This window comes from Variovorax endophyticus (assembly GCF_025376855.1).
In the GTDB taxonomy this organism is placed as follows: Bacteria; Pseudomonadota; Gammaproteobacteria; order Burkholderiales; family Burkholderiaceae_C; genus Variovorax.
The window spans coordinates 219134-236768 of record NZ_JAHUTH010000006.1; the positions used below are offsets into that span (position 1 = coordinate 219134).

Below are 17635 nucleotides of genomic sequence, written 5' to 3' on the forward strand. Positions count from 1 at the left end.
CCGACAACGCAGCATCCATGCCAGCATGCGCGCATGCCTTCGGCCATGGCACGTCGCTTGCTCGAAGCGACATGTGCCCGCACGATGCTCGTGCGCCGCGCATGCCCATCACCGACCGCCATCGCAGATCCCGAGGACACGCCATGAACCCGCTCAAGCACCTGCTGATCCACGCCTGCGTGGCCCTGATGGGCTGCACCGTGGTGCCCTGGGCCGCGGCGCAGGCGGCGGCCGTGCCGAACCTCGTGCAGGCCGCGCGCCTCGGCCAGACGCAGGCCGTGGCGGCGCTGATCGAGAAGGGCGCCGATCCCGATGCGCGCCTGCCCAACGGCCGCACCGCGCTGATGGAGGCCGCGGTGCGCGGCCACTACGAGACCGTGCGCGCGCTGATGATCCATGGCGCCGACAAGCTGCTCAAGGACGGTGCCGGCCACACCGCCTTCGACCTCGCGTTCGAGAAGCAGCATGGCGACATCGTCGCGCTGCTGCGCGACGCTTCCTGATCGCCTCGAGTGTCGACGAGGGGCGCCGCTCAGGCGCCGCTCAAGCCTTCGGCTTGTACGCCACCACGTCGATCTCCACCTTCGCATCGACCATCAGTCGCGCCTCGGTGGTCGAGCGCGCGGGCTTGTTCTCGCCGAAGTAGCTCATGTAGATGCGGTTGAAGGCGCCGAAGTCGCGCGCGTCGTCGAGCCAGCAGGTGGTCTTGCAGACGTCGTCGAGCGTGGCGCCGGCCAGCGCGAGCACGGTCTTCAGGTTCTCCATCACCTGGCGCGTCTGCGCCTCGATGCCGCCGGCCACGATCTCGCCCTGCGCATTGGCCGGCACCTGGCCCGACACGTAGATGAAGTCGCCCGCGCGCACGGCCGGCGAGAAGGGACGCACCTGGCGGTCGGAAGCGGTGGGCGGGGCGCCGAGGTATTCGAGAGGCATGAACGAACTCCTGTCTGAAGAAGAGAAATTGGAGGGATGAAAACGGCCGCCAGTATCGGCCGAAACTGAAAATCTATTTCAGTGATAACGCTGAATCAAGGGTTTTCACGGATGATTTGGCATAGATACTGCTTCAAAGTGCGGCCCGCAACGAAAGTTTTTTTCACAAACGCGTCTCGCCCCATGAAGGAGAACTCCATGCCCCACGCCGGCTCTTTCCCGCGCCTGCCCATGCTGTCGAAGCGCACCCTTCTGGGTGCCACCCTGCTCGCGGCGCTGTATGCCGTGGCACCGCTGAACGCCCAGGCGCAGGGTCCGCGCAACTTCGCCACGCTGGCGATGGTGGCCGAGCCGCAGACGCTCGATCCGATGGCCTCGACCGCCGACCTGGTCGGAACCATCATGCAGCACGTCTACGAGACGCTCTACACCTTCGACGCCAAATGGAACGTGGTGCCGATGCTGGCCGAGGGCATGCCGAAGATCTCGGCCGACGGCAAGACCTACGCGATCGCGCTGCGCAAGGGCGTGATGCTGCACAGCGGCCGCGAGCTCACGGCCGACGACGTGGTCGCGAGCCTGCAGCGCTGGATGGACCAGTCGCCGCGCGGCAAGGCCGTGGGCAAGGAGATCGACAGCCTCAAGGCCAAGGGCCCGCTGGCGGTCGAGATCGTGCTCAAGGAACCCTATGCGCCGCTGCTGTCGCAGCTCGCGCTGCCCAGCGGCATGGCCGCGATCATGGCCAAGGAATCGATCGCCTCGCCGCTCAAGGACTTCGTCGGCACCGGCCCCTACAAGTTCAAGGAACGCCGCCCCGACCAGTTCGTGCTGCTCACGCGCTTCGACAAGTACGCGGCGCGCAAGGAGCCCGCGAGCGGCTACGGCGGCAAGCGCGAGGCCGCGATCGAGGAGCTGCGCTTCGTGCCGGTGCCCAACGCCAGCACGCGCGTCGAAGGCGCGCTGGCCGGCCAGTACGACTTCGCCGACCTGCTGCCGGTGGAGGCGCTGCCGCGCCTCGAGAAGTCGGGCGGCAAGACGGTGCCGATCATGACGCCCTCGTTCGGCTTCCCCTACCTGGTGCTCAACACCAAGGAAGGCGTGGCCGCGAGCCAGCCGGTGCGCCAGGCGATCCAGACCGCGCTCGGCGAGGGCGAGATGCTCGCGGCCGGCTTCGGCGACACGCGCTTCTTCGTGGCCGAGGCCAACCACTTCCCGAAGGGCTCGCCCTTCTATTCGACGGCCGGCGCCGACCAGTACAACCAGCGCAACGCCGCCAAGGCCAAGGAGGCCGCGGCCAAGGCCGGCTACAAGGGCGAGCCGATCCGCGTGCTCACGAGCCGCCAGTACGACTTCCACTACAACATGTCGCTGCTGATGGCCGAGCAGCTCAAGCGCGCCGGCTTCAAGGTCGACCTCAACGTGGTCGACTGGGCCACGCTGGTGCAGCGCCGCAACGACGCCAAGCTGTGGGACATCTACGTCACCCACTCGGGCCAGTTCCCCGAGCCCATGCTCTCGCCGCCGCAACTCGGCGACGGCGCGCCCGGCTGGTGGGACACGCCGGCCAAGAAGGCGGCGCTGCAGGCCTTCAACGTCGAGAGCGACCCGGCCAAGCGCGGCGCGCTGTGGGGCAAGGTGCAGCAGGTGGTCTACGAGGAGGTGCCGTACATCAACGTCGGCAAGTTCAACGGGCTGTCGGCCAGGAGCCCGGCGCTCGACAACTACCAGCCGGCGACCTGGCCCTTCTTCTGGAACGCTCGTATCAAGTAACGCGGCTGCCGGATACGGGTACCGGACGCAGAGGACGCGAAGGTTTCGCAAAGGGCGCGAAAGAACAGCCAAGGAGATTCTTCAGATGAATTTCCTTTTGCGTCTTTCGCGGAACCTTCGCGTCCTCTGCGTCCGGCTGTCCGATCCCGCATTTCCCGAAAAGAACCACATCCCATGATCCGCTACATCGCATCCCGCGCCACCGGCATGCTCATCGTGCTCGCCCTGGTGGCGGTGCTGGTGTTCGTGCTCACGCGCGCCGCCTCGGGCGACCCGGTCTCGGTGCTGCTGGGCGACCAGGCCACCGCGGCCGACATCGCGCGCGTGCAGAAGGAATACGGCCTCGACAAGCCGCTGCCCGTGCAGTTCGGCTACTGGCTGCGCGAGGTGCTGCAGGGCAACCTCGGCACCTCGATCTTCCTGCAGCGTCCGGTCACGCAGGCGCTGTGGGAGCGCGCCGAGCCCACCGCGCTGCTCGCGCTGATGGCGGTGGCCATCGCCGCGCTGATCGGCGTGCCCTGCGGCATCGTCTCGGCCGTGTTCCGCGGCCGCGCGGTCGACCAGCTGTTCACCGGCATCGCGATGCTGGGCGCGAGCATCCCGAGCTTCTGGCTCGGCATCGTGCTGATCCAGATCTTCGCGGTCTCGTTCGGCTGGTTCCCGGTCTCGGGCTACGGCGCGCCCGACGCGGCGCTGGCCGAGCGGCTGCATTCGCTGGTGCTGCCGGCCACGGTGCTGGGCCTGCTGAACTCCGCGCTCATCATCCGCTTCACGCGCGCCTCGATGCTCGACGTGCTCGGCGAGGACTACGTGCGCACCGCGCGCTCGAAGGGCCTGAGCGAGACGGTGGTGGTGCTCAAGCATGCGCTGCGCAATGCGCTGGTGCCGATCGTCACGGTGATCGGCCTGACGGTGGCGCTGATGATCGGCGGCGCCGTCATCACCGAGACCGTGTTCGGCCTGCCGGGCGTGGGCAACCTCGTGGTGAGCGCGGTGCTGCGGCGCGACTACCCGGTGATCCAGGGCGCGCTGCTGGTGATCGCCGCGATCTACGTGCTCATCAATTTTTCGATCGACCTGCTGTATGCGGTGGTCGATCCGCGCGTGAAGGTCTGAGCCATGCGGATGCCAAGAATGCTTCGCCAGCTGATGCACCGCCGCATCGTGATGCTGTCCGCGCTGGTGCTGCTGGCGATCGCCATCCTCGCCATCGGCGCGCCGCTGTTCGCCTCCATCGATCCCAACGACACGGCCGTGCTGCAGCGCCTGAAGGCGCCGAGCGCCGAGCACCTGCTGGGCACCGACGAGCTGGGCCGCGACCTCTACTCGCGCATCGTGCACGGCGCGCGCTACTCGCTGGCGATCGCGGCGCTCACGGCGCTGGGCGCGGTCGTCGCGGGCACCGTGCTGGGCCTGATGGCCGGCTTCTTCCGCCGGCTCGACGCGCCGCTGATGCGCGTGGTCGACGCGATGATGTCCTTCCCCGACATCCTGCTGGCGATCGCGCTGGTGGCGATCCTCGGGCCCTCGCTGATGAACACGGTGCTGGCGCTGGTGCTGGTCTACACGCCGCGCGTGGCGCGCGTGGTGCGGGCCTCCACGCTGGTGGTGCGCGAGCTGCTGTTCGTCGAGGCCGTGCGCGCGCTTGGCGTGCGCACCTCGCGCATCCTGTGGCGCCACATCCTGCCGAACCTGATGTCGCCGATCCTGGTGCAGGTCTCGTTCATCTTCGCCTACGCGATCCTGGCCGAGGCGGGGCTGTCCTTCCTCGGCGTCGGCGTGCCGCCCGAGATCCCGACCTGGGGCACCATGGTCGCGGGCAGCCAGCAGTACGCGCACCAGGCCTTCTGGGTGGTGCTGTTCCCGGGGCTCGCGATCATCCTCACGGCGCTGTCGCTGCAGCTGCTCGGCGACGGCGTGCGCGACCTGCTCGATCCCAAACTCAAAAAGACCGCGTGATGACGACCGCCACATCCTCCCCGCGCCTCGTGGTCGACAGCCTGAGCACCAGCTTCCCCACCGAGGACGGCCTGATCCGCTCGGTGGCCGACGTGAGCTTCGCGATCCAGCCCGGCAAGACCACCGCGCTGGTCGGCGAGTCGGGCTCGGGCAAGTCGGTCACCAGCCTCACGCTGATGCGCCTGCTGCCCAGGACCGCCAACGCCCAGGTCAGCGGCGGCGCGCGCTTCGTCACGCGCGAAGGCAGGACCGTCGACCTGCTGACCCTGCCCGAGCGCGAGATGCGCGCATTGCGCGGCAACCAGCTCTCGATGATCTTCCAGGAGCCGATGACCAGCCTGAACCCGGTGTTCACCATCGGCGAGCAGATCGCCGAGAGCGTGCGGCTGCACAAGGGGCTCGATCGCCAGGCCGCGCTGGCCCATGCGAAGCGCATGCTCGACCTGGTCGAGATACCGGCCGCGGCGCAGCGCCTGCACGAGTACCCGCACCAGCTCTCGGGCGGCATGCGCCAGCGCGTGATGATCGCGCTGGCCATGGCCTGCGACCCGACGCTGCTGATCGCCGACGAGCCCACCACCGCGCTCGACGTGACCATCCAGGCGCAGATCCTGGTGCTGATGCGCCGGCTGCAGGCCGAGACCGGCATGAGCATCCTGTTCATCACGCACAACCTCGGCGTGGTCGCGCACCATGCCGACGACGTGGTCGTGATGTACGCGGGCCGCGTGGTCGAGAGCGCGCCGGTGCGCCCGCTGTTCGCGCAGCCCGAGCATCCCTACACCCAGGGCCTCTTGGCCTGCCTGCCGGGCAAGGCGCGCCAGCCGGGGCAGCCCAAGCCCAGGCGCCTGTTCGCGATCCGCGGCCAGGTGTCGAGCCCGCTGGCGCCGCCGCCGGGCTGTGCCTTCGAGCCGCGCTGCGACCATGCGCAGGCCGGTTGCGCCACGGCGATGCCGCCGCTGATCGACATCCGCCTGGACCGCCAGGCCCGCTGCACCCGCGTGCAGCCCGACGCCCACTTCGCGAGGCTCGCATGAACGCCGTCGTTTCCCCCCTGATCGAAGTCCGCGGACTCAAGAAGTATTTCGGCAGCGGCGAACGCCCGGTGCGCGCGGTCGACGACGTGTCGTTCGCGATCCAGCCCGGCGAGACGCTGGGTCTGGTCGGCGAATCGGGCTCGGGCAAGAGCACCATCGGCCGCACCGTGCTGCGCCTGCTCGAGCGCACCGAGGGCCAGGTGCTCTACCGCGGCGACGACATCGGCGCGCTGTCGGGCGAGCGCATGCGCAAGCTGCGCAGCAAGCTGCAGATCATCTTCCAGGACCCGTACGCGAGCCTGAACCCGAAGATGCGCATCGGCGCGATCCTCGGCGAGGCGCTGGCCACGCACGGCCTGCACAAGGGCGCGGCCGCGCGCGACAGGCGCATCGCCGAGCTGCTCGAGACCGTGGGCCTGCGCGCCGAGCATGCGAGCCGCTTCCCGCACGAGTTCTCGGGCGGCCAGCGCCAGCGCATCGGCGTGGCGCGCGCGCTCGCGGTGGAGCCCGAGTTCATCGTGGCCGACGAGCCGCTGTCGGCGCTCGACGTGTCGATCCAGTCGCAGGTCATCAACCTGCTGGCCGACCTGCGCGAGCGCCTGGGCCTGACCATGCTGTTCATCTCGCACGACCTCGACGTGGTCGAGTACCTGTGCGACCGCGTGGTGGTGCTGTACCTGGGCAAGGTGATGGAGGTTGCGGAAACCGACGAACTCTTCGCGCGCCCCTCGCACCCCTACACCCAGGCGCTGCTGGCCGCGAGCCCGAAGCCCGATCCCGAGCTCGCCACCGAGCGCATCGCCCTCAAGGGCGACATCCCCAGTCCGATCTCGCCGCCCTCGGGCTGCGTGTTCCGCACGCGCTGCCCGCATGCCATCGAGGCCTGCGCACGGACCGTGCCGCCGCTCGAGCAGGTTTCGAGCGGACACTACAGCGCCTGCATCCGCAAGGACCTGCTTTCTCCCATCGCCGCATGACCATGACCGACACCGCCGCTCCCTCCTTCGACGACCCGCTGCTGGGCAGCAGCTTCAAGGGCTATCCGCGCACCCAGGCGCCGCGCCGGCGCAGCGAGATCGGCGCCGCGGGCTGGAACGTGCTCGCGGGCGACCTGCCGCTGCCGCTGGCCGTGCTCAAGCGCGAGGCGCTCGAGCACAACCTGGCCTGGATGCAGGCGCGCGTGCGCGAATGGGGCATCGACCTCGCGCCGCACGGCAAGACCACCATGTCGCCGCAGCTGTTCCAGCGCCAGCTCGATGCCGGTGCCTGGGGCCTGACCTTCGCCACCGTGACCCAGCTCGCGGTGGGCGTGGCCGCCGGCGCGCGCCGCACGCTGATCGCCAACCAGGTGGTGAGCGACGAGGACCTGGCCGGCATCCAGCTGCTGCTGCGCGACCATGCGGGCCTGCGCATCGTGTTCCTGGTCGATTCGCTGGCGCAGCTCGCGCTGATCGAGGACTGGGCGCGCCGCCACCCCAACAGCGTTCCTTTCGAGGTCATGCTCGAGATCGGCGTTGCGGGCGCGCGTACCGGCTGTCGCACGCATGAAGAGGCGGTGGCGCTCGCCACGCGGCTGCGCGCGAGCGACGCGGTGCGGCTGGTGGGCATCGAGACCTACGAAGGGCAGGGCGCCACCGGCGCCAGCGAGCCCGACGCGGCCTATGCCGCGACCCTGATGGACCGCGTGGAAGCGGTGGCGCGCCATTGCGACACGCAGCAGCTGTTCGAGACCGACGAGGTGCTGGTCTCGGCCGGCGGCTCGGCCATCTTCGACCTCGTGGCCGGGCGACTCAAGCCCGCGCTGGCGTCGCCGGTGCGCGGCCTGCTGCGCTCGGGCTGCTATGTCACGCACGACCATGGCTTCTACAAGCGCATGGTCAGCGCGGTCGACGAGCGCCTCGGTTGCGATTGCGGCGAGAGCCTGGTGCCCGCGATGGAGGTCTGGGCCACGGTGCAGTCGCGGCCCGAGCCCGGCCTCGCGATCCTGGCCGTGGGCAAGCGCGACATCTCCTTCGACCTCTCGCTGCCGGTGCCGATCGCGCGCGCGGCGCGCGGCGTGCTGGTGCCCGAGGCCGTGCCCGCCGGCTGGAAGATCACCGCGCTCAACGACCAGCATGCCTACCTGCGCTGGGAGGCCGACGAGGAGGCGCGCGCGCCGGCCGTCGGCGACCGCGTGGGCCTGGGCATCTCGCACCCCTGCACCACCTTCGACAAGTGGCACTGGATGCCCGTGGTCGAGAACGACTACCGCGTGAGCGACGCGGTGGCGATGCACTTCTGACCGCGCGGCCGATGACTCCCTCGCTGCTCCAGAAGATCGCGCAGACCCGCGAGGGCGCGCCCGCCACGCGGCGCGCGATCCTCGACCTGATCCTCGAGGACCCCGACCGGGTGCTCGAGGAGAGCTTCGAATCGCTGGCCGAGCGCTCCGGCAGCTCGGTGCCGACCATCATGCGCACCTGCCGCGACCTCGGCTTCGCGGGCCTGCGCGAGTTCAAGCTCGCGCTGGCGCAGGAGCTCGCGCTCGGCGGCTCGCCGCTGCACCGCCGCGTCAACATCGAGGACGCCGCCGACGAGGTGGTGTCGAAGATCGCGCGCAGCGCGGCCGCCTCGGTCTCGGGCGTGCGCGGCCAGCTCGACATGCAGGTGCTCGACGGCGCCGTCTCGGCCATCGCGGCCGCGCCGCACGTCGACCTCTACGGCGCCGGCGCCACCTCGTGGTTCATGGCCAACGACCTGCAGGCGCGGCTGTTCCGGCTCGGCCTGTCGGCCAATGCCTGGGCCGACTACCACCTGCAGCAGGTGGCCGGCGCCGCGCAGCGCCCGGGCGGCGTGGTGATCGCGATCTCGCACGTGGGCGGCATGCCCTCGCTGCTCGACGCGGTCGACATCGCGCGCGGGCAGGGCGCCAAGGTGGTCGCGCTCACGCGGCCCGGCACCGCGCTCGCGGCCAGGGCCGATTTCCTGCTCGGGCTCTCGGTGCCCGACGACGCCGTGATGCACGTGGGCATCGATGCCTACCTGACGCACCTCACGGCGATCGAGATCCTCACGGTGCTGGTCGCGCAGCGTCGCGGCGAGCCGGCGGTGCAGCGCCTGCAGCGCGCGCGCGAAGCCTTCCAGCGCCACGGCATCGACGCCACCACGCACCCGCTGCAGAGCTGGGACGGCGGCGGCATCAACGAGAAAGGACACCGGTCGTGAGCGCTCCCCAAGCCGTGCTGCTCGAGGCCGGCCTCGTGGTCGACGGCTCGGGCGGCCCCTCGTGGCCCGGCGACGTGCTGCTGCACGGCGACCGCATCCTCGCGCTCGGCGAGGGCCTGCGCGCGCGCCTGCCCGAGGGCCTCGAGCTGGCCGATGTCGAGGTCGTCGACTGCCGCGCCAAGGTGATCGCGCCGGGCTTCATCGACGCCCACACCCACGACGACGCGATCGTGCTGCGCGACCCGCTGTGCCTGCCCAAGGTGTCGCAGGGCATCACCACCGTGGTCACGGGCAACTGCGGCATCTCGCTCGCGCCCTACCGCACGCCGCAGTCCAAGCCGCCGCTCACGCTGCTGGGCGCCGACTCGTTCCGCCACGCGAGCATGGCCGAGTACCGCGCCGCGGTCGACGCCACGCAGCCCGCGCTCAACGTGGCCGCGCTGGTGGGCCACACCACCCTGCGCTTCGCGGCCATGGAGGCGCTCGACCGGCCCGCCAGCGCCGACGAGCTCGCGCGCATGGCGGCGCTGCTCGAGGCCTGCATGGAAGAGGGCGCGCACGGCATGTCCTCGGGCCTGTTCTATGAAGAAGCCTTCGCCGCGCCCGCCGAGGAGGTGACCGCGCTCGCGCGCGTGGTGGCGCGCCATGGCGGCGTCTACGCCACCCACCTGCGCAGCGAGATGCAGCAGATCGTCGAGGCGCTGCACGAGGCCGGCGACTCGGCCTTCGCCGCGGGCGTGCCGCTGGTGATCTCGCACCACAAGTGCGCCGGGCCCGCGAACTGGGGCCGCACCAGGGAGACGCTGCCGCTGATCGAGTCGCTCGCGCAGCGCCAGAAGATCGCGATGGACGTCTACCCCTACGTCGCCGGTTCCACCGTGCTGCGCGAGGACCTGGTCGACGGCGTGATCGACGTGCTCTTGACCTGGTCCGACCCGCATCCCGAGATGACCGGCCGGCTGGTGTCGGACATCGCGCGCGAATGGGGCGTGAGCGAGCAGGCGGCCTGCCTGCGGCTGAAGCCCGGCGGCGCCTGCTATTTCCAGATGCAGGAAGAGGACGTGGAGCGCGTGATCGCGCATCCGCTGACCATGATCGGCAGCGACGGCCTGCCGCACGACCGCCATCCGCATCCGCGGCTGTGGGGTGCGTTCCCGCGCGTGTTCGCGCGCTACTGGCGCCAGCGCCGGCTGTTCACGCTCGAGCAGGCGGTGCACAAGATGACCGGCATGAGCGCGCGCAACCTGCGCATCGCCGAGCGCGGCCTGCTGCGCGCGGGCCACATGGCCGACGTGGTGGTGTTCGATCCCGAGACCATCGCCGACACCGCCACCTACGACCGGCCCAAGGGCCTGAGCCTGGGCATCGAGCGCGTGTTCGTGAACGGCGTGCTGGCCTACCGCGGCGGCGCGACGGTGGACGAGGCGCGCGTGCTGGCGCGCGCGGGGCGCATGCTGACGCGCGGGACCTGAGCGCGGCGGCGCGCCGCGCCGCTGTCATCGGACTGTCACGAACCGTCATATTGCGTGGCTAGGATGTTCCTCGAACCCCGATGAAGGGGCCGAGGAGCAGCACCGTTGGAAATCCGCAAACTGATCGCGCCGGCGCTGGCCGTGGTCCTGCTGGCCGCGGTCGCGGGCGGCGTCTGGTATTCGAACCAGCGCGTGCGCGACGACACGGCGGCCGGCAACGCCGCGCGGATCGAGCAGGCGCGCCATGTGGCGCTGCGCGGGCTGATCGGTTCCGAAAAGGAATCGTTCTTCGCCGACGAGCGCGTGCAGCAGGCGCTGGCCGCGCAGGGCATCACGGTCACGGTGGAGAAGGCCGGCTCGCGCACCATCGCCGAGCGCTACGACGCCGGCAGGTTCGACTTCGGCTTTCCCTCGGGCGCGCCGGCGGCGCAGCGGCTCAAGGAGCTGGCGAAGGCGCCCAATGTCTACAACCCCTTCTACACGCCGATCGTGCTCGCGAGCTGGCGGCCGATCGCCGAGATCCTGATCGCCAACGGCGTGGCCGAGAAGCAGGGCGACTTCTATTACGTGGTCGACCTGCCCAGGCTGATGGCGATGATCGAGAAGGGCACGCGCTGGAAGGAGCTCAAGGCCAGCGCCGCGTTCTCCACCAGCAAGTCGCTGCTGATCAATTCGACCGACGTGCGCACCTCCAATTCGGCGGCGATGTACCTGGCGCTGGCGAGCTATCTCGCGAACGGCCAGCAGATCGTGCAGAGCCAGCAGGACGTGGACCGCGTGCTGCCGACGGTGGCGCCGCTGTTCCTTCGGCAGGGCTTCCAGGAGCAGTCCTCGGCCGGCCCGTTCGAGGACTACCTCGCGCTCGGCATGGGCAAGGCGCCGCTGCTGGTGGCCTACGAATCGCAGCTGGTGGAGTTCTGGCTCAAGCATCCCGACCGGCTGCGCGGCGACATGGTGCTGCTCTATCCGCGGCCCACGGTCTATTCGAAGCACGTGCTGGTGCCCTACACGCCGGGCGGCGCGCGCCTGGGCGCGGCGCTGGAGAACGATCCCAAGCTGCGCGAGCTCGCGCACGAATACGGCTTTCGCACCGGTGGCGATGCCAAGGGGCCGGAGAACTGGGCCGGACGCGGCGTCAAGGTGCCCGACGTGCTGGTCGACGTGATCGACCCGCCCAGCTTCGAATGGCTCGAACGCATGACCACCGCCATCGAAGGCCGCTTCAAGTGAACCCGAGGAACCTATGAACACTTCCCGTCCCGAGTCCGCTCCCGCCACGGCGGTCGCCGTTGCCGCACTCGACGTGCTGCAGCCGCCGCAGTCCTTCGTGCTCGAGCCGCCGGCGCCCGTCGCGCCGGTGCCGGTCGAATCCGCCAGCGGGCGGGTGCGGCTCAAGCCCGAGGAGGTCGGCGAGCTCGATGCGCAGGTCGATCGCTTCATCGACGACATCACGGCGCACGACAGCCAGCATCCGCAGTTCAAGGAGGCGGTGGCGCGCATCCACTCGATGGGCAGCAAGGAGATCGAGGCCTCGGCCTCGGTCTCCAACCGCATGCTCGAACGCCCGGTGGGCTCGCTGCGCAACGGCCTGTTCGGCCAGGGCTCGCAGATCGGCCAGTCGCTGATCGACCTGCGCCACCAGGTCGAGGACCTCGATCCCTCGAAGCAGGGCGACCTGTTCTCGGCGCGCAAGCTGCTGGGCCTGATCCCGCTGGGCAACAAGCTGGTCGCCTACTTCGAGCGCTACCAGTCCTCGCAGTCGCACCTCGACGCCATCATCGAATCGCTCAAGCGCGGCAAGGACGAGCTGCTGCGCGACAACGCGGCCATCGAGCAGGAGAAGGTCAACCTCTGGACGCTGATGGAGCGGCTCGAGAAGTACGTGCACATCGGCAAGGCGCTCGACGCGCGCCTCGACGCCAAGGCGCGCGAGTTCGACGCCACCGATCCCGAGAAGGCGCGCGTTGTGCGCGAGGAGATGCTGTTCTACGCGCGCCAGAAGGTCACCGACCTGCTGACGCAGCTCGCGGTCAACATCCAGGGCTACCTGGCGCTCGACATGATCCGCAAGAACAACCTCGAGCTGACCAAGGGCGTGGACCGCGCCACCACCACCACGGTGTCGGCGCTGCGCACCGCGGTGATCGTGGCGCAGGCGCTGGCCAACCAGAAGCTGGTGCTCGACCAGATCGGCGCGCTCAATGCCACCACCGGCAACCTGATCGCGACCACCAGCGAGCTGCTGCGCGAGCAGACCGGCCAGATCCACCAGCAGGCGGCCTCGGGCACGATCGAGATCGCCAAGCTGCAGCAGGCCTTCGCCAACATCTACCAGACCATGGACGCGATCGCCGACTTCAAGCTCAAGGCGCTCGACGCGATGCAGACCACGGTCGACACGCTGAGCGACGAGGTGGCGCGCAGCCGCGGCTACCTCGACCGCGCGCGCCGCGAGACCTCGGCCGTCGCGCTGCGCGAGCCGTCGGCGGGCAGCGGGGTCGTGCTGTGAGCCTGGCGCCGGCACGGCGCTTCGCGCTCGGTGCGCTGCTGGCACTGGCGCTCGGGCTGGCCGGCTGCGGCCGCGACGAGGCGGCCACGCCCACCGCCGCCGCGCCGCAGGTCAGTCCGCCATCGACGGCCTTCACCGTTCTCGCGGGCTCCGAGCTCAAGGACCTCGAGGCGCCGCTGGTCGAGGCCGCGCGCGCCGCCGGGGTGGAACTGCAGCTGTCGTACGCGGGCACGCTGGACATCGTGGAGCGCGTGAATGCCGGCGAGCGCTTCGATGCGATCCTGCCGCCCAACGGCGCCTATCCCGCGCTGGCGCTCGCCAAGCCGGCGGTGGCGCGCGAGAAGCTCTTCTACTCGCGCATCGCGCTCGGGGTGAAGGCCGCCAAGGCCGCGCGGCTGGGCTGGGACAAGCGCGCGCCCGGCTGGGCCGACATCGCGCGGGCCGCCAGCACGGGCCAGCTGCGCTACGGCATGACCAACGCGACCAGCTCCAACACCGGCATGAGCGCGCTGTTCGCGGTCGCCTCGGCACTCGCGGGCAAGACCGAGGACCTGGCGGCGCAGGACGTGGACGAGAAGACGCTCAAGGCCTTCCTCTCGGGCCAGAAGCTCACGGCCGGCAGCTCGGGCTGGCTCGCCGATGCCTACCTGGCCGATCCCGCCGCGATCGATGCGATGGTCAACTACGAGGCCGTGATCCTGCGCCTCAACGAGCGGCTGCCCGCGGCCGACCGGCTGCTGCCGATCTATCCGCGCGACGGCATGATCTCGGCCGACTATCCGCTGATGCTGCTCGACGAGGCACGGCGCGAGCCGTACAACCGGCTGGTGGCGGCCTGGAAGGGGGCCGCGTTCCAGCGCGATGCGCTGTCGGCCGCCTTCCTGCGCCCGGCCAATCCCGAGGTGCAGGCCGCGAGCGCGCTGCCCACGGCGGCGGTGTCGGAGCTGTCCTTTCCGAACCGGCTCGAGGTGATCGACGCCGTGCTCGGCACCTACCAGGCGCGCTGGCGCAAGCCCTCCACCTCGATCTTCGTGCTCGACCTCAGCGGCTCGATGCAGGGGCAGCGCCTGGAAGCCATGCGCGAGGCGCTCAAGCGGCTGTCGGGGGCCGAGGCCGGCGCCGCGGCGAGCGTGCGCTACAGCGCCTTCCAGAGCCGCGAGCGGGTGGTGCTGGTTCCGTTCGCCACGCGCGTGTCGGAGCCGGTGTGGGTGCGCTTCGAGCCCGAGCGCATCGGCGCCGCGCGCGAGGAACTGCGCCGCCAGGCCGACGCGATGCAGGCCGATGGCGGCACCGCCATCTATTCCGCGCTGGCCGTGGCCGAGGACCTCGCGCGCGAGGAGCAGCGCAGCGATCCCGATCGCTTCGTGAGCATCGTGCTGCTGACCGACGGCCAGAACAACGCGGGCCTGAAGCCCGAGGAGTTCCAGGCGCGCTACGCGAACGGGCTGCCGGCGCGCATCTTCCCGATCCTGTTCGGCGAGGGCAACGTGGCCGAGATGCGGGCGCTCGCGAAAGCCTCGGGCGGGCGCGAGTTCGACGGCCGCCGGCTGGTGCTGGCGCAGGTGTTCAAGGAAATCCGGGGCTACCAGTGACCCTGTGCAAAGGCCTGGCGTGGCGCGGCATTCGCTGAAGCTGCGCGCGCTGCTGTTCCTCTACGGCAACGGCAACATCCTCGGCTGCGCGCTCGCGCTGGCCGGTCCGGCGCTGCTGTTCGCGGGCGTCATCGACCGCGGCTGGCTCGCCATCACCGCCGGCCTCTACATCGTCGGCTGGCTGCTGGGCCGGCGCGCGCCCGAGCTCGAGCGCCGCATCGAGGACAGCCTGAGCCTGGAGGAGACGCTGCGGCGGCTCGACGAGGTGGTCGCGCGCGCCTCGCCGCACCTCACCGAGGACATGCGGCACAGCCTCGAGAGCGTGCGCGGCCTGGTGGTCGAGGTGCTGCCGCAGTTGATGGACGCCGGCGCGGGCGGCGACGACCTGTTCACCGTGCGCGAGACCGTGTTGCGCTACCTGCCCGAGACCCTGGCCAACTATGTGGCGCTGCCGCCGGCCTTTCGCGTCACGCAGCCGCTGAAGGACGGCAAGACCGCGCGCCAGCTGCTCGGCGAGCAGCTCGGCCTGCTCGATGCCAAGCTGCGCGAGGTGGTCGCCAACCTGGCGGCGAGCGATGCCGCGGCGCTGGTGGCCAACGGCCGGTTCCTCGAGAAGAAGTTCAGGCAGCCCGACTTCCTCGAAGGCTGAGGCGCCCCCGGCAAAGCCCTTGCAAACGTGGGGCCGCGCGAGGGCTTCGATAGACTGCGCGGGTGACAACCTCTTCCGAGCCTCCCAGTCCGTCGCTGGCCTGCGCCAGCCGTCCCGCTCCCCGCCGCCGCTTTCCGAGCGCGCTGTCCCCGCCAATGACACGGCCTCCGCCGGGTCCTTCGGCCTTTTCTCTCCTCCCGATTTCTCCCTCATCGCTCGCCATGGTTCGCGCCATGCCGGGCCGCACGCGCTCGCGCGCCACCTTCCATGATTGAACTGCTGTCCGACCCCGCCGTCTGGATCGGTCTCCTCACGCTCGTCGTGCTCGAGATCGTGCTGGGCATCGACAACCTGATCTTCATCGCGATCCTCGCGGAGAAGCTGCCGCCGCACCAGCGCGACCGCGCGCGGCTCATCGGCCTGAGCCTGGCCCTCTTGATGCGCCTGGGGCTGCTGTCCATCGTCTCGTGGCTGGTGACGCTGACCACGCCGCTGTTCAGCCTGTTCGGCCAGGGCTTCTCGGGCCGCGACCTGATCCTGCTGCTGGGCGGCCTGTTCCTGCTGTTCAAGGCCACGGCCGAGCTGCACGAGCGCATCGAGGGCGTGACCCATGCCGTGACCGGCACCACCGCCTATGCGAGCTTCGGCGTGGTGGTGGCGCAGATCGTGGTGCTCGACGCCGTGTTCTCGCTCGACGCGGTGATCACGGCCGTCGGCATGGTCGACCACCTGCCGGTGATGATGGCTGCGGTGATCATCTCGATCGCGATCATGCTGTGGGCCTCGAAGCCGCTGACGCGCTTCGTCAACGCCCATCCCACGGTGGTGGTGCTGTGCCTGAGCTTCCTGTTGATGATCGGCCTGAGCCTGGTGGCCGAGGGCCTGGGCTTCCACATTCCCAAGGGCTACCTCTACGGCGCGATCGGCTTCTCGGTGCTGATCGAGGCGCTCAACCAGTGGGCGCGCCGCAACGAACTGCGCCACGAGGCGCGCCGGCCGCTGCGCGAGCGCACGGCCGAGTCGGTGATCCGCCTGCTCGGCGGCCGCACGCGCGGCGAACCGGTGCCGGTGGGCGCCGCCGCGGCCGATGCCGATGCGCCCGTGGACGAACCCGCCTTCGGCATCGAGGAACGCAACATGGTCAGCGGCGTGCTCTCGCTGGCCGAGCGCAACGTGCGCTCGGTGATGACGCCGCGCGCCGATGTCTCCTGGGTCGACCTCGACGACGATCCCGAGGCGCTGCGCGAGCAGTTGCTCGACACCCCGCACGGCCTGTTCCCGGTGTGCCGCGGCTCGCTCGACCAGGTGGTGGGCGTGGCGCGCGCCAAGGACCTGCTGGGCCAGCTGCTGCGCCACGGCCGCATCGACGAGGGCCATGGCCTGCGCGCGCCGATCTACGTGGCCGAGTCGACGCGCGTGATCCGCCTGATCGACACCCTGCGCGGCGCGCGCGGCCAGCTCGCGCTGGTGGCCGACGAGCACGGCACGCTGACCGGCGTGGTCACGCCGATCGACGTGCTGGAGGCGATCGCGGGCGAGTTCCCCGACGAGGACGAGTCGCTCGAGATCCAGCAGACCGGTCCCGAGGCCTGGACCGTGGCCGGCAGCGCCGACCCGCACCTGCTCGAGCAGGCGCTGCAGACCGACGGCCTGGCGAGCGAGGACGACAGCTACACCTCGGTGGCGGGACTGCTGCTCGACCGCTTCGGCGGCCTGCCCGCGGCCGAGGCCACCTGGGTGCACGACGGCTGGGAGTTCGTCGTCACCGGCGTGGACGCGCAGCGCATCCGCGAGGTGGCGGTGCGGCGCGTGCCCGTGGTGCCGCCCGAGGCCTGAAGCGGGCAGGGCGCCGCTTTGGTAGGCTGGCGCCCCCGCTTCCCGACCCGCTTCGCGCATGACCTCCAACGCCTCCCACCGCCAGCCCGTTCCCCTCGCCAAGGCCTACCGCCTGCTCAACCACGGCCCCACGGTGCTGGTGAGCGCGGCCCACGCGGGCCGGCGCAACATCATGGCGGCGGCCTGGGCCATGCCGCTGGACTTCGATCCGCCCAAGGTGGCGGTGGTGCTCGACAAGAGCACCTGGACCCGCGTGCTGCTCGAGGGTGCGGGCAGCTTCGCGCTGCAGGTGCCGGTGCGCGCGCAGCTCGACCTGACCGAGGCGCTGGGCAGCAGCTCGGGCCGCGAGCTGGTCGAACGCGACGGCCGCGACAAGTTCGAGGCCTACGGGCTGCGCAGCTTCGCGGGCAGCGCCACCGAGGCGCCCCTGCTCGAGGGCTGCGCGGCCTGGCTCGAATGCCGGCTGCTGCCCGAGCCGCCGATCCAGCAGCGCTACGACCTGTTCCTCGGCGAGGTGATCGCGGCCCAGGCCGACGCGCGCGTGTTCTCGAACGGCCGCTGGCACTTCGAGGGCCATGACGAACTGCGCACGCTGCACCACGTGGCGGGCGGGCACTTCATCGTCGATGGCGAGGCGGTGGACGCGAAGCCGCTGGCGCAGGCCGGGCGCTGAA

Annotated in this window: 16 protein-coding genes; 15 read left to right on the forward strand and 1 reads right to left on the reverse strand. The window is 70.5% G+C overall.

The window, feature by feature from the left end:
• Positions 1–143: 143 nt before the first annotated feature.
• Positions 144–503 carry an ankyrin repeat domain-containing protein gene (locus tag KV106_RS10350; RefSeq protein WP_261209983.1) on the forward strand — a complete coding sequence of 120 codons (360 nt, stop codon included), beginning with the start codon at positions 144–146 and terminating at the stop codon, positions 501–503.
• A gap of 40 nt (positions 504–543) precedes the next feature.
• On the opposite strand, the gene KV106_RS10355 is transcribed toward KV106_RS10350, so the two are convergent.
• A complete protein-coding gene (locus KV106_RS10355; protein WP_057597741.1) occupies positions 544–933 on the reverse strand; it encodes a RidA family protein in 390 nt (129 codons plus the stop codon).
• A 198-nt stretch (positions 934–1131) separates the two neighbouring features.
• Between KV106_RS10355 and KV106_RS10360 the strand changes: the two genes are divergently transcribed.
• The 14 genes from KV106_RS10360 (at position 1132) to KV106_RS10425 (ending at position 17634) form a co-directional block, all read left to right on the forward strand.
• Positions 1132–2703 (forward strand): ABC transporter substrate-binding protein, encoded by a 1572-nt coding sequence (locus tag KV106_RS10360; RefSeq protein WP_261209985.1) that lies wholly within the window; start codon positions 1132–1134, stop codon positions 2701–2703.
• A gap of 174 nt (positions 2704–2877) precedes the next feature.
• Complete coding sequence (locus KV106_RS10365; RefSeq protein ID WP_261209987.1) at positions 2878–3819, forward strand: ABC transporter permease; 942 nt, start codon at positions 2878–2880, stop codon at positions 3817–3819.
• A gap of 3 nt (positions 3820–3822) precedes the next feature.
• On the forward strand, positions 3823–4662 hold the full coding sequence (locus tag KV106_RS10370; RefSeq protein ID WP_093351813.1) for an ABC transporter permease: 840 nt from the start codon (positions 3823–3825) through the stop codon (positions 4660–4662).
• Positions 4662–5699, forward strand: coding sequence for an ABC transporter ATP-binding protein (locus KV106_RS10375; protein ID WP_261209990.1), 1038 nt, complete (start codon positions 4662–4664; stop codon positions 5697–5699). The genes KV106_RS10370 and KV106_RS10375 overlap by 1 nt, the downstream gene beginning before the upstream one ends.
• The gene (locus KV106_RS10380; RefSeq protein WP_261209992.1) at positions 5696–6676 is read left to right on the forward strand and encodes an ABC transporter ATP-binding protein; all 981 of its coding nucleotides are present in this window, start codon (positions 5696–5698) and stop codon (positions 6674–6676) included. Before KV106_RS10375 ends, KV106_RS10380 begins: the two co-directional genes overlap by 4 nt.
• Positions 6677–6678: 2 nt before the next feature.
• A complete protein-coding gene (locus KV106_RS10385) occupies positions 6679–7980 on the forward strand; it encodes an amino acid deaminase (protein WP_261210133.1) in 1302 nt (433 codons plus the stop codon).
• Positions 7981–7991: 11 nt separating this feature from the next.
• On the forward strand, positions 7992–8903 hold the full coding sequence (locus KV106_RS10390; RefSeq protein ID WP_261209994.1) for a MurR/RpiR family transcriptional regulator: 912 nt from the start codon (positions 7992–7994) through the stop codon (positions 8901–8903).
• On the forward strand, positions 8900–10375 hold the full coding sequence (locus KV106_RS10395) for an N-acyl-D-amino-acid deacylase family protein (protein WP_261209996.1): 1476 nt from the start codon (positions 8900–8902) through the stop codon (positions 10373–10375). Before KV106_RS10390 ends, KV106_RS10395 begins: the two co-directional genes overlap by 4 nt.
• A gap of 105 nt (positions 10376–10480) precedes the next feature.
• On the forward strand, positions 10481–11605 hold the full coding sequence (locus tag KV106_RS10400; protein ID WP_261209998.1) for a substrate-binding domain-containing protein: 1125 nt from the start codon (positions 10481–10483) through the stop codon (positions 11603–11605).
• Between the two features lie 13 nt (positions 11606–11618).
• Entirely contained in the window at positions 11619–12884 is a 1266-nt protein-coding gene (locus KV106_RS10405; RefSeq protein WP_261209999.1) for a toxic anion resistance protein, read from the forward strand.
• Positions 12881–14476, forward strand: a complete 1596-nt coding sequence (locus KV106_RS10410) for a vWA domain-containing protein (protein WP_261210001.1) — start codon at positions 12881–12883, stop codon at positions 14474–14476. Before KV106_RS10405 ends, KV106_RS10410 begins: the two co-directional genes overlap by 4 nt.
• Positions 14477–14480: 4 nt before the next feature.
• The gene (locus KV106_RS10415) at positions 14481–15125 is read left to right on the forward strand and encodes a hypothetical protein (RefSeq protein ID WP_261210003.1); all 645 of its coding nucleotides are present in this window, start codon (positions 14481–14483) and stop codon (positions 15123–15125) included.
• Between the two features lie 270 nt (positions 15126–15395).
• Positions 15396–16961, forward strand: a complete 1566-nt coding sequence (locus KV106_RS10420; RefSeq protein ID WP_261210136.1) for a TerC family protein — start codon at positions 15396–15398, stop codon at positions 16959–16961.
• Positions 16962–17019: 58 nt separating this feature from the next.
• Entirely contained in the window at positions 17020–17634 is a 615-nt protein-coding gene (locus KV106_RS10425) for a flavin reductase family protein (protein WP_261210005.1), read from the forward strand.
• Position 17635: the final 1 nt, after the last annotated feature.